13 protein-coding genes are annotated in these 12462 nt (G+C 66.3%); 4 read left to right on the forward strand and 9 right to left on the reverse strand.

Annotated elements, in window-relative coordinates; all coding sequences use genetic code 11:
* The first annotated feature begins 12 nt into the window (after positions 1–12).
* Positions 13–282, forward strand: a complete 270-nt coding sequence (locus ISP25_RS06990; protein ID WP_404612715.1) for a hypothetical protein — start codon at positions 13–15, stop codon at positions 280–282.
* A 15-nt stretch (positions 283–297) separates the two neighbouring features.
* Here the strand turns inward: ISP25_RS06990 and nadD are convergent, their stop codons facing one another.
* The 8 genes from nadD to ISP25_RS07030 all read right to left on the reverse strand — a co-directional run bounded on the left by nadD (position 298) and on the right by ISP25_RS07030 (position 8864).
* Complete coding sequence (gene nadD, locus ISP25_RS06995) at positions 298–936, reverse strand: nicotinate-nucleotide adenylyltransferase (protein ID WP_404612717.1); 639 nt, start codon at positions 934–936, stop codon at positions 298–300.
* Positions 937–1048: 112 nt separating this feature from the next.
* Positions 1049–2065 carry a DNA polymerase III subunit delta gene (gene holA / locus ISP25_RS07000; protein ID WP_404612719.1) on the reverse strand — a complete coding sequence of 339 codons (1017 nt, stop codon included), beginning with the start codon at positions 2063–2065 and terminating at the stop codon, positions 1049–1051.
* The gene (locus ISP25_RS07005) at positions 2065–2604 is read right to left on the reverse strand and encodes an LPS-assembly lipoprotein LptE (protein ID WP_404612721.1); all 540 of its coding nucleotides are present in this window, start codon (positions 2602–2604) and stop codon (positions 2065–2067) included. Before ISP25_RS07005 ends, holA begins: the two co-directional genes overlap by 1 nt.
* 5 nt (positions 2605–2609) lie before the next feature.
* Positions 2610–5255 (reverse strand): leucine--tRNA ligase, encoded by a 2646-nt coding sequence (gene leuS / locus ISP25_RS07010; protein WP_404612723.1) that lies wholly within the window; start codon positions 5253–5255, stop codon positions 2610–2612.
* A gap of 73 nt (positions 5256–5328) precedes the next feature.
* Positions 5329–5940 (reverse strand): PqiC family protein, encoded by a 612-nt coding sequence (locus ISP25_RS07015; protein WP_404612725.1) that lies wholly within the window; start codon positions 5938–5940, stop codon positions 5329–5331.
* Positions 5937–7598, reverse strand: a complete 1662-nt coding sequence (locus tag ISP25_RS07020) for a PqiB family protein (RefSeq protein WP_404612727.1) — start codon at positions 7596–7598, stop codon at positions 5937–5939. Before ISP25_RS07020 ends, ISP25_RS07015 begins: the two co-directional genes overlap by 4 nt.
* Positions 7591–8223, reverse strand: coding sequence for a paraquat-inducible protein A (locus tag ISP25_RS07025; RefSeq protein WP_404612729.1), 633 nt, complete (start codon positions 8221–8223; stop codon positions 7591–7593). The genes ISP25_RS07020 and ISP25_RS07025 overlap by 8 nt, the downstream gene beginning before the upstream one ends.
* Positions 8220–8864: a paraquat-inducible protein A gene (locus ISP25_RS07030; protein WP_192154675.1), complete on the reverse strand. Its 645-nt coding sequence runs from the start codon at positions 8862–8864 to the stop codon at positions 8220–8222. Before ISP25_RS07030 ends, ISP25_RS07025 begins: the two co-directional genes overlap by 4 nt.
* Before the next feature lie 112 nt (positions 8865–8976).
* Here ISP25_RS07030 and trxA point away from each other — a divergent pair, with 112 nt between their 5' ends.
* Both trxA and ISP25_RS07040 read left to right on the forward strand, forming a co-directional pair.
* Entirely contained in the window at positions 8977–9834 is an 858-nt protein-coding gene (trxA, locus tag ISP25_RS07035; protein ID WP_404612731.1) for a thioredoxin, read from the forward strand.
* Positions 9835–9908: 74 nt separating this feature from the next.
* Positions 9909–10361 (forward strand): DUF4442 domain-containing protein, encoded by a 453-nt coding sequence (locus tag ISP25_RS07040; protein ID WP_404612733.1) that lies wholly within the window; start codon positions 9909–9911, stop codon positions 10359–10361.
* Between the two features lie 133 nt (positions 10362–10494).
* Here the strand turns inward: ISP25_RS07040 and ISP25_RS07045 are convergent, their stop codons facing one another.
* Positions 10495–11001, reverse strand: coding sequence for a hypothetical protein (locus ISP25_RS07045; protein ID WP_404612735.1), 507 nt, complete (start codon positions 10999–11001; stop codon positions 10495–10497).
* Between the two features lie 372 nt (positions 11002–11373).
* Here ISP25_RS07045 and ISP25_RS07050 point away from each other — a divergent pair, with 372 nt between their 5' ends.
* The gene (locus ISP25_RS07050) at positions 11374–12408 is read left to right on the forward strand and encodes a GlxA family transcriptional regulator (RefSeq protein WP_404612737.1); all 1035 of its coding nucleotides are present in this window, start codon (positions 11374–11376) and stop codon (positions 12406–12408) included.
* Positions 12409–12462 lie beyond the last annotated feature (54 nt).

The raw sequence follows: 12462 nt of genomic DNA on the forward strand, positions 1-12462 counted from the left end.
GTACGGGACAATGTGCAGCACGACAATTTCGGCCCGCTCGAATCGTTGGCGTGGCAGGTGCATGTCTACGGTGCATTACACGCGGATCTGAGTGCGACATGTGCCGAGCACCAGCTTTCGATCCATGTATTCGCGTGGAACGCCGACATGAAACGCGCCGGCTTCAAACGCGATGGGTTCTACCTGATTCGCCCCGATGGTTACGTTGCGCTTTCCGCTCCTGACCAAGATCCGCGGCGTTTGCACGACTACATGCATGCACACGGCATGCAAAAACAATGAGCGAACCACGGACGACTAGTCGCGATAAGGCGCCAGCAATGCGGGGGTGTCGAACAGACCTACCGGCAGCAGGTAACGGGGATCGCGCCCAGCGGCAAGCAACTCACGGATGCGCGTCGCGGAGATTTCCAGCGGCGTGACCGTCAGCTCGATCACCATGCCGGCGGGCTGATGGCGTAGAGCATCGACATCATAGCTACGGCGCGGCACCACCTCATGCAGCAACTCGTCGGAAAGCGCCGCCGGAACACCCGGCCGGCTCAGCACGCCGATATGTGCGACGTCGAACAATTCGCGCCAACAGTGCCATGTCGGCAATCCCGCAAACGCATCGGCGCCAAGCAACAGCACCAGTGAGCGGTCATCTTGCTCTGCGCGTAGCTCGATCAACGTATCGATGGTGTACGAAGGTCCGTCGCGCTCCAGCTCGCGTGCATCCAGCACCAACCGCGACTGCCCGGCCAGCGCCGCGCGCAGCATCGCCACCCGCTCCGCGGCAGAAGCCAACGGCGCCGCCCGGTGCGGCGGCACGTTGGCCGGCATCAACCTTACCTCCGCATCCAGCAGCTCGGCAGCCTCCCACGCGACGGTGAGATGGCCGATGTGCACGGGGTCGAAGGTGCCGCCGAAGACCGCAAGCGGGCGAGCGCTCATCGCGCGACCTCCGCTGCAACTGGCGCAAGCCGAAGTGCGATCATGAAGGATTGTCGCGAGCACCCACCACTCACCCCGGCGTGGAGAGGGAGCGAAGCAGACGGCATGGCGATCATGCGAGCGCCCGTGCCACCCGCGGTTCGGCCATCGCCGCGATCAGGCGCTCGGCCTCGCGCCAAGGTTCGCCCTGTTCCCGTCCCTTGGCGATGCGGTCAATCCGCGAAGCCCGGGCCAGGCAGGCCAACCAGTGTTCGCGCGGCGCGCGCCGCAACGCCTTGCGGAACAGCTGCTCGCGCGCCGGCCACAAGCGCTCGGCGCGCGCCTGCGCGGCAAGATCCGGCGCGTTGGCGAGGCGCAGGGCAAGCTGCAGCTGGTTCACCACCCAACCCATCATGGCGATCAACTCGTCGCCCTCGGCGCGCAGGCCAGCGAGAATGCGCAACGCACGCGCGCCCTCTCCCGCCAGCGCGGCATCGGTGAGCTTGAACACGTCGTAGCGGGCGCTGTCGGCAACCAGGCTTTCCATCGCGTCGGCATCGATGCGGCTGCTGTCGCCCGCACGCAGCACGGCAAGCTTGTCCACTTCCTGTGCGGCAGCCAGCAGATTGCCTTCCACGCGCTCGGCCAGCAATGCCGCGGCGTCAGGCGTGGCGCCGAGGCCGCGCGAGGCGAGTCGCGCGCCTATCCACGCCGCCCATTCGTTGGGCTTGGGTGCGTTGAACACCACCATGGTGCCGGCGGCATCGAGCTTCTTGCTCCATGCGCCATCGTGCTTGCTGCTCCATTCCATCGCGGTGACCAGCAAGGTGACGTCGGGCGGCGGGTTGGCGCAGAACTCCGTGATCGCCTTGGCGCCATCCACGCCTGGACGGCCGGTAGGCAGGCGCAGGTCGAGCAGCCGGCGGGTGGCGAACAAGGACATGCCTGCGGCGGCACGCGCCAGGTCGTCCCAGTCGAAATGCGGCCCGGCTTCGAGCACTTCGCGCTCGGTGTAACCCAGCTGACGCGCACGCACGCGCAGTGCGTCGGCGGCCTCCAGCACCAGCAGTTCTTCGCCCGCCAGCAGGTAGACCGGCGCCAGTTGATCGCTGGCCAGCGCCCTCTGCCATTGCGCCGGGGCGAGTGGCATCAGGGTTTGCCGGTGGTGGACGCCGGCGCCGGCACAACCTGCGGGTGCCGCCCCGCGGCTTCGAGGCGGAACATGATGGCTTGCACCGTGTCTTCCACCAGGCTGCTCTGGAGCTGCTGCACTTCCGAGGCGTTGCCCACGGTGTCGGTGGAGTCGTAGCTGTATTCGTGCTGCATGTCGATGCTCTGGTGCGGCACCAGAATCGTGCCGTCCCCAGCGGTGAGATTGAACTCGGTATGCATGCGCACCGCGTATTCGGTGATGCGCACATAGCCGCCCTGGGTGAGCGACTGGGTACCGAACGAAGCCACCGGCACGTGCAGTTCCGCAATGCCAGGACCGGGTTCGTCCTCGACATCGACCTTGGCGTTCTCCAGCGCGCGGCTCAGCTTGCGCTGCAACTCGCTGCTGCCGGTGACGACGAGATGCACGCGACTCATCGCCGGCGGCAACGCGGCGTTGCGGCGCAGATGGAAGCCGCAGGCGGAAAGCGCGATGGCGATGGCGAGCAGCGGCGCGACACGAAGCATGCGGTTCATGGATTTCATCCTGCGACGATGTTGACGATCTTGCCGGGCACCACGATCACCTTGCGCACGGTGAGTTCCTTGAGGAAGGCAGCCACGTGCGGTTGCGCCAGCGCCAGCGCTTCGGCCTCTTCCTTGCCGGCGTTGGCGGGCACCTCGATGGTGCCACGCAGCTTGCCGTTGACCTGCACGGCGAGGGTGAGACTGTCGCGCACCAGCGCGGCTTCGTCCACGCCCGGCCAGGGCTGGTCCTCCAGCACGGCCTCGGCATGGCCGAGCACCTGCCACAGGTGATGGCTGACGTGCGGCACCACCGGGTTCAGCAGCAGCACCATGGTTTCCAGCACCTCGTGGCGCACGGCGCGCCCCTGCTCGCTCATGTCAGCGAACTTGTTCACCGCATTGAGCAGCTCCATCAGCGCGGCGATGGCGGTATTGAAGGAATGGCGGCGGCCGAAGTCGTCGCTCACCTTCTGGATGGCTTCGTGCAACTGGCGGCGCAGGGTCTTCTGTTCGGCATTGAGTTGCGCCGGGTCGACCACCGGGTGGTCCGGCTGTGCCGCATGCGTGGTGACCTCGCGCCAGAAGCGGCGCAGGAAACGCGCCATGCCTTCCACGCCGGCCTCGTTCCATTCCAGCGACTGCTCGGGCGGCGCCGCGAACATGGAGAACAGGCGCACCGTGTCGGCACCGTACTTGCCCACCATAACTTGCGGATCGACGCCGTTGTTCTTGGACTTCGACATCTTCTCCGTGCCGCCGATCTTCACCGGCTGGCCATCGGTCTTGAGCAACGCGCCAACTACACGCGCCTTGTCGTCGCGCTGGATTTCCACGTCGGCGGGATTGATCCAATCCTTCGAACCGTCGGCGTTGTCGCGGTAGAACGTCTCGGCAATCACCATGCCCTGGCACAGCAAGTTGCGGGCAGGCTCGTCCGACTTCACCAGGCCCACGTCGCGCATGAGCTTGTGATAGAAGCGGAAGTACAGCAGATGCAGGATGGCGTGCTCGATGCCGCCGATGTACTGGTCGACCGGCAGCCAGTAGTTGGCGCGTTCGTCCACCTGCGCGTCCGCACCCGGCGAGGTATAGCGCGCGTAGTACCAGCTCGACTCCATGAAGGTGTCGAAGGTGTCGGTCTCGCGCTCGGCGGCGCCGCCACATTGCGGGCACGTCGTCTTGCGCCACTCGGGGTCGGCCTTGATCGGCGACTGCACGCCGCCGGCCTTCGCAAACGCGTCCGCCACGTCCTCGGGCAGCACCACCGGCAACTGGTCCTCCGGCACCGGCACCGCGTCGCACTTCGGGCAGTAGATGACGGGGATCGGGCAGCCCCAGTAGCGCTGGCGGCTGACGCCCCAGTCGCGCAGACGCCAGTTGACGCGACGCTGGCCCTTGCCGGCCGCTTCAAGCACGCCGGCGATGTAGTCGAAGGCGGCGCGGTAATCCTTGCCGTCCATTGCGCCGGAATTGATCACGCGCATGTCGGCGCGGATCTTGTCGCCGTACCACTCCTGCCAATGCGCGGCGTCGTAGGTTTCGTCGCCGGCGGCGATCACCTGCCGGATCGGCAGGCCGTACTTGTGGGCGAACTCGAAATCGCGCGCGTCGTGGCCGGGCACCGCCATCACCGCGCCGGTGCCGTAACCCATCAGCACGAAGTTGGCGACCCACACCGGCACCTTGTCGCCGCTGACCGGATGGATAGCGAACAGGCCGGTGGCCATGCCGCGCTTTTCCTGCGTTTCCAGCTCGGCTTCGGAGACGCCGCCCTGTTTCAGCTCGGCAAGGAAGGCAGCGAGCTGCGGATTGTGCTGCGCGGCCTTCAGCGCCAGCGGATGCTCGCCCGCGATGGAGACGAAGGTGACGCCCATCAGGGTGTCGGGGCGCGTGGTGAACACGGTGAGCGGCTCGGCGCCGCCTTCCACCGCGAAATGGATGTCCAGGCCCTCGCTGCGGCCGATCCAGTTGCGCTGCATGGTCTTTACCGCGTCGGGCCAGCCGGGCAGCGTGTCCAGGCCGTCGAGCAGTTCCTGCGCGTAATCGGTGATGCGCAGGAACCACTGCGGGATCTCGCGCTTCTCCACCACCGCGCCCGAGCGCCAGCCGCGGCCGTCCACCACCTGTTCGTTGGCAAGCACGGTCTGGTCGATGGGATCCCAGTTCACCACCGAATTCTTGCGGTAGGCCATGCCCTTCTTCATCAACCGGGTGAACATCAACTGTTCCCAGCGGTAGTAGTCGGGACGGCAGGTGGCGAACTCGCGGCTCCAGTCGATCGCATAGCCCAGCGACTGGAGCTGGCCGCGCATGTGCTCGATGTTGGCGTAGGTCCACTTGGCCGGCGCGGTCCGGTTCTTGATCGCCGCGTTCTCGGCCGGCAGGCCGAATGCGTCCCAGCCCATCGGCTGCAGCACGTTCTTGCCCTGCATGCGCTGGTAGCGGCTGATGACGTCGCCGATGGTGTAGTTGCGCACGTGGCCCATGTGCAGCGCGCCCGACGGATACGGCAGCATCGAGAGGCAGTAGAACTTCGGCCGCGCCGGGTCTTCCTTCACCTCGAACGCGCGTTGCGCGCTCCAATACTGCTGGGCGGCGGCTTCCACCGCCTGCGGCTGGTATTCGGTTTCGTTCTTGCTGGCTTCTTGGACGTCTTGCATTGGGTCTGGAGCGGGCTGCCGGGAGAACGGGGCAGATTAGCAGAATGGCCGCCGTTCCCCGCCGGCAGCGGTCTCAATCGGCAGGGCAGCCAGGCCGGTTGCCGGCCTCGTAGGCCCGTGCGGCAGCGGCGATGCGGTTGGCCAACGATGCCAGCGCCTGCTGGTGGCCTGCCACCAGCGCATCGTAGCCAGCCCCCACCTGTTCGTTGACGAGGCTGGTGCAGGACAGTGCGTCCTGGCCGCCGGAGGTGCCTGCCAGGTGCAGGCTCCATGCGGCCTCGATCAATGCGTGGTCGCCAGGCACCGACTCGAAGCGGCGCACATCGAGGGTGATGCGCAGGCGCGGCTGGCCGTTGCCGGGCAGGCCGCCCATGTCCGCCACACCCAACGCGCTGGCCAGGTCGGCGGACAACGCGCTGTGGATCTCGTCGCCCAGCGGGGCGATCCAGCGCTGGTCATTCAATGGCTGCATGCCCTGCCCGCCCGTGCGCACCACCAGTTGCGGCACATCCACCTGGGCGGGCACGTTCACGGGCGAAAGTTCGAACGGATACGGCACAGGAGCGATGCGCACCGCAGGGGCGCCCTGCGTCGTCAACGTGTAGTAATGCATCGGCGCGGAAGCGCAACCGGCAACAGCCAGCGCCAGGGCGCCGGCGAATATCCAAGCATGCCGGCGGCTCATGGCTGGCTCCTGTTCGGTTGGGCGGCGGGTTGCTTCTGCACGGCAGGCGCGGGATCGGCCTGGCGGCCGCGCAACAGCGATTCGGGATGCACGCCGAGGTAATCGGTGAGCACGCGCAGCGAACGCATCGTGCGCTGCAGTTCCTGCATCGTGCTGCCCAGGTTCTGCTGCAGCGGCGAGTCGGTGGAGAACGTGTCGTTCGCCGCGCCCAGCGTCTTGCGGGCGTCGTGCAAGGTGTCGTTGAGCGCCGGCAGGGTCTGGCCGTTCACCTGCTTGAGGGTGGCGTCGAGGTTGGCCAGCGAGTCGTTGAGGTGGTTGCCGATCTGGTCGAACGGAATCTTGTCCAGCTTGCCCACGATATCGGCCATCTGCTCCTGCAGCTTGTCGAAGCTACCGGGTGCGGTGGGAATTTCCAGCGGTCGCGCATCGGGGTCGTAGCTTGCCTTCGGCGCATTCGGCAGGAAGTCCATCGCGATGTAGAGCTGGCCGGTAAGCAGGTTGCCGGTGCGCGCCTGCGCCCGCAGGCCGTGGCCGACCAGGGTGCCGACCATGTGCGAGAGGTCGGCGTTGTCGCCGTGCTGCTTCGCCAGCGCCACCAGCTTGTCGTGCGCCTGGCCCAGCCGCTCGGGGTAGATCACGGCACCGACGATGAACGGGAAACGATGGGCCTTCTCGTCGTAGTCCATGCGGATCGACACCACCCTGCCGAAGTTCATCCCGAGGAACTCCACTGGCGCGCCCACCGCCAGCCCGCGCAGCGACTGGTCGAAGCGCATGCGGATGTAATGCGGCTCGCCGTCCGGCGGCGCCATCGCGGAAGCCTGGTCGGCGAACAATTGGAAACCGGTGCCATCGCCCGCCGGCGTATCGTCGTGCGGGCCACCCGGATCCTGGAAGGCCACGCCACCGGCCAGCACGGCGGCGATCGACTGCGTGTTGAGCTTGAGGCCGTCCGCACCCAGCGAGACATCCACGCCGCTGGCGTTCCAGAAGCGGGTTCCGCTGTCCACGTAGCGGTCGTTCGGGCTGTCGATGAATACCGCGAAGGTCACGCCCTTGCCGTCCTTGTCCAACTGGTAGGACACCACGCGCCCCACCTGCATGCGGCGGAAGTACACGGGCGAACCGATGTCCAGCGAGCCGAGGTCGTCGGCATGCAAGACGAAGCTCTTGCCCGGTTCGCCATGGGTCACCGCGGGCGGGATTTCCAGGCCCTTGAACTCCTCCTGCGGCGTTTGCGAATCGCCGGTATCGGCGCCGATATAGGCGCCCGAGAACAGCGTATCCACGCCGGAGACGCCACCCAGCCCGATGCGCGGGCGCACCACCCAATAGCGCGTGCCTTCGGTGGCGAACGATCCCGCGCTCTTCTCCAGCGCCACCTTCACCAGCACGTGGCTGCGGTCGCTGCTGAGGCGGATCTTGTCCACCTTGCCGATCACCACCTCCTTGTACTTCACCGGTGTCTTGCCCTCGGCCAGCCCCTGCGCGGTCTGGAAGCTGATGGTGATCACCGGACCGGCCTGCAGCCAGGCGTTCACCACCAGCGACAGCCCCACGATCGCGGCCAGCGCCGGCACCAGCCAGATCAGCCAGGGGGTGCTGCGCCGCTTGCGCAGCACGGGACGCGGCAAGGCGCCGGCTTGCTCGTCAGTCATCGGAATCTTCCTTGCCATCCCAGATCAGCCGGGGATCGAAGCACATCGAGGCGAACATGGTCAGCACCACGGTAAGGCCGAAAAACACCACACCCGGCAACGGCTCCACCAGGCTGAAGTAGCCGAAGCGTACCAGCGCGGTGAGCAGCGCCACCACGAACACGTCCAGCATCGACCAGTAGCCGATCAGCTCCACCAACCGGTACAGCTGCGCGCGCTGCCGCCGCGCCCAGTTGCTGCCGCGGCGGCAGGTGATGAGCAGCGTGCTCAATGCAAGGAACTTCAGCATCGGCACCATGATGCTGGCGCAGAACACGATCACCGCCAGGCCAGGCGAACCCTTCACCCACAACTCCACCACACCGCTGAGGATGGTGTTGTCGTCGATGTCGCCCAGGCTCGCGGTGCGCATGATCGGCAGCACGTTGGCGGGAACGTACATCAGGAACGCGGCGATCAGCAGCGCCCAGCAGCGGGCATAGACCGCCGGCTTGCGCCGGTGCAAGGACGAGCCGCAACGAGGGCAGGCCGGGACGCCGTCGCTCTCGTCTACCGCACGGCACACCTGGCCGCAGACATGACAGCCGATCAGGCCCAGTTCGGTGGCGCGCGGCAAGGTGCTCATGGCGACTCCTCGCGCGTCTCGTCCCACAGTCGGCTCAGGTCCACCCCTGCAAACACCGTGATCAACAGCATCAATCCCGCATACGCATAGATGCCCGGATCGGGCAGCACGTCGAAATACAGGTGCGCCTTGACGATGGAAACCAGTGCGCCCAGCACGAACACCTCGCTCATCGTCCATGGGCCGAGGTGGTGCATCGCCACCATCAGTGGGCGAAAGCCCGGCGCGCGACGGCCGCTGCGTGCGTACAGCAGCAGCCAGCCGAGCGCGAAGATCTTGCACAGCGGGAACACGAACAGCGTAAGCGCCGCCAGCACCGCCACCACCTGCGATTGGTCCAGCCACATGGTGTGGATCACGTCCCAAAGCGTGGCATCCACGTATTGGCCGTTGAGACCCAGCGTCACGATGGGCCATAGCGTGGCCTGCGCGAACACCACCAGCGCGGTCAGGATCAGCGCCAGCAGGCCGTTCGCACGCATGCCGCGGCAACGCTCCAGCACCGCTCCGCAACGCGCGCACTCGGCCCCCTCGCCTTTCGCCAGCGGGCGTCGGTGATACACGGTGTCGCAGTGCTCGCAGATCAGCAGCGCCTGCGCCGCCGTCGCGTCGTCGGGTGCATCCGTTGGGGACAGATCCATCGGGCGATTCTCGCAAATCCGGCTGCATCACGGGCGACATCGCAGGGGCTTGATATGCTGGCTCGCGCACTCCATTTCACCAATCTTCATTCATCCACGAACGGAATCCGCCGTGACCGACGCCACTCTCGACCACGTCTTCGACGTTACCGAACAGAATTTCGAGGCCGACGTGCTCAACGCCTCGCTGGATACGCCGGTTCTGGTGGATTTCTGGGCCACGTGGTGCGGCCCCTGCAAGACGCTGGGCCCGTTGCTGGAGCAGCTCGCCGCCGAATACAAGGGCGCGTTCCGCCTCGGCAAGGTGGACGTAGACAAGAACCAGCAGCTCGCCACGATGTTCGGCATCCGCAGCGTGCCCACCGTGGTGCTGGTGAAAGACGGCCAGATCGCCGACGGCTTTGCCGGCGCGCTGCCGCTGGGCCAGTTGCGTGAATTCCTCGAACGCCATGTGCAAGCGCTGGAAGGCGAAACAGAAGAAGTCGAGCTGCCCGCCGAAACGCCTGAAGCGGCGATCAATCGCCTGCAGCAGGCGATCGCTGCCGAACCCGACCGTGCCGAGCTCAAACTCGATCTCGCCACGGCGCTGGCGCAGGCCGGCCACAGCGACGCCGCTGCCAGCGAGCTCGACGCCCTGCCCGCCAATCTCGCCACCGACGCCCGCGCCGTGCGTCTGCGCCATCAGCTGGAATTGGCGCGCTCGCTGAAAGACGCCCCCGCGCAAGCCGAACTCGAGCAGCGCATCGCCGCCAACCCAGCCGACTGGGAAGCCCGCGACCTGCTTGGCGTACGCCTGCTGCTGGGCAACGATCCGGGCACCGGTCTGGAACAGTTCCTCGCCATCCTCGAAAAAGCACGCGACTGGAACGACGGCGCTGCCAAAAAGCGCCTGATCGCCGCCTTCGCCACGTTGGACGATGCCGAACTGGTAAGCCGGTACCGCCGGCGCATGACATCTTTGCTGTTCTGATGAGGGCGGCCCGTCTGGCCGCCACCCATTCCATACGCTAAAGTACGGAACACTTCCCGCTGTTCCGTGCCTTCATGCGTGCATCCACTTTCCGTCGGCTGATGAATCTCTGGCCGCCGTTCCTGTTCAACAGCATCCGCGTACAGTCGCTCAGCGAGGACTACAGCCAGGCGACGATCGTGCTGCGCCTGCGTCCGTGGAACCGCAACTACGTCAAGAGCCAGTTCGGCGGCAACCTGTTCGCGATGGTCGACCCGTTCTGGATGCTGCTGGCGATGCATCGCCTCGGCCCCGACTACTACGTCTGGGATCAAGCCGCCGCCATCGATTTCGTGGCGCCCGGCCGCGAGGACGTCTACGCCCAGTTCCAGCTCGACGACACCACTCTCGATGAACTGCGCGCCGCCGCGGCCAAGGGCGAAAAGGTGCTGCGCTGGTTCGAGAACGAGATCACCACCGCCTCCGGTGAGGTAATCGCACGCGTGCGCAAACAGGTCTACGTGCGATTGAAGCCGCGGGCGCGCTGACACCTGCAGCGAACCTGTCTGCTGCGGGAGTCATGTCTCGGCAAGGTTCCAGCCCTCGTAGAACAGAATGACGCCTTCCCTGATGGCCAAAGACGGCGTGACGAAAACGCCGTCAGCGAGGATGCGCGGCGTTTCAACCGGCCTGCGGCAGTTCGCCGAAAGAGCCCACGCGACCGGTTCCCAGCAACGAATTGCGCGTCATCCAGGCCAGCGGCAGACCGACCAGCACGACATGGCTGAAAATCTGCTCGGCGAACGAGACGACGGTGACGTGCGGAAACAGTGCAGGCCAGCGCAGCGGCAGCACGATGAGGTTCATCACCGCCCACAGCGTCATGCCGTACAGCGTGCCGGAAATTGCCGGCCTCGCGGCGAGCTGCGGCAACCGACGCGCCACCATCACGTACGCGGCGACCATCGCCAACATGATGGCGAAATGCAACAGCACGCCGACCACCAGCGCCGGCGCGCCCGCTTTCAATGCCCCTGGCCATACGGCCGAGGCAATGCCGACAGGCACCGCCAGCGGATTCCTGCCATCGATCAGCACATAGGCCATGGCTGACAGCAAATCGAGCGTGCCTGCGAACAATGTCGCGCGCAGCAACAGGCGTGCGGGCTTCTCGCCAAGGTTTTCCATGATGTTTCTCCACTGAAAAAGGAAGCGGCCGTAGCGAGCCGCAGGGCAACCGGCGCCGACTGACCAGCGGGCGCTTGCCAGGCAGCGCGAAACAGGCCGCAAAGCTGCGTTGCGTCCGTGCCGGCACCGTCGGCCATGCGGGCATCTACGTCCGCAGGTGCCTCGCGAAGCATTCACAGATCGCGAAGACAACCAAGCCGGTCGCCGTGAAGCTGCCGCCGAGCCCCGCATCGTCGCCATCGGCGAGGAATCGGCGATGGAACGAACTGCGCCAGCAGCGTAGGTGGCCGGCACGATGGCGTCATGGGGCAATGGCGACATATCGACAGGCGATCTCGCCATCCGCATCGAATCGCGCACAGGGCGCTTGACGTGCCGAACGAAAGCGCCACGCTTGGCCCACCATCACCACTGGAAGCCGCCGTGCGTGTCGCCATTCTTGCCTATGACGGATGCATGGGCGCCGAAGTGCTTGGCCTGTCGGATGTCTTGCTGGTTGCCAATCGCATCAGTGCGATGCGCAGGCCGGACGCACCAGCGCCCTTCTCTGTGGCCATCATCGGCACGCATGCCGGCACGGTGCGCCTCGCCGGTGGTGCGCAATTGTCCGTCGTCGCGCCCGCGCCATTCGATCTGCTGGTGGTGCCGGCCTTCGACTTCAGCGGCAGCGAGGAAATCACCGCGGCATTGGCCGCCCTCGATGCGGAGAAAGCCCTCATCCGCCGCGCGGCCGAGCAACGCAAGGTCGCCTCCATCTGCGGCGGCAGTCTGCTGCTTGCCGATGCCGGCCTGCTTGATGGGCGGCAAGCCACCACCGCCTGGGCGCTGGCGGGCGAAATGGCGCGGCGTTATCCCCGCGTCGAAGTGCTACCCGACGCCGTACTGGTGCGCGCGGGCGAAATCGTCACGTCGGGCGCCTTCACGGCGTATGGCGACCTTGCCCTGCAGCTGATCCGCGACTGCGCCGGCAGCAGCCTGGCTCGCGCCGTCGGCCGTTTCAGCCTGATCGACCAGGGACCGCGCAGCCAGGCGCCTTACCTCGACCGCCGACTGGGCCACAAGCGCAAGGAGTCCTTCGCGCGCGCGGTCGGTGCATGGTTCGAGCAGCGTCTCGCCGAACGCTACAGGCTGAGTGCGCTGGCTGCCTCATTCAACCTCTCCAGCCGCACGCTGCTGCGAAGATTCCGCGCAGAAGCGGGGTGTTCGCCGCTGGACCTGCTGCACGACCTGCGCATCGAGAAAGCCAAGCTGCTGCTGGAAACGACGACGTTGGGCGTGGCGCAGGTGGCCGCCGAAGTGGGCTATCTCGACGTCGCGACTTTCTCCCGTCTGTTCGCGCGTCACACGCAACTGACGCCGGCCACTTTCCGCAAGCGCTTCCAGGCTGTCGATGTCGCGGTGTTCTGAGGCAACGGCATATGGCGGCTTCGACCGTCCATTTGTCCATCGCGCCCGATTACC

Source organism: Rhodanobacter hydrolyticus, from assembly GCF_044904645.1.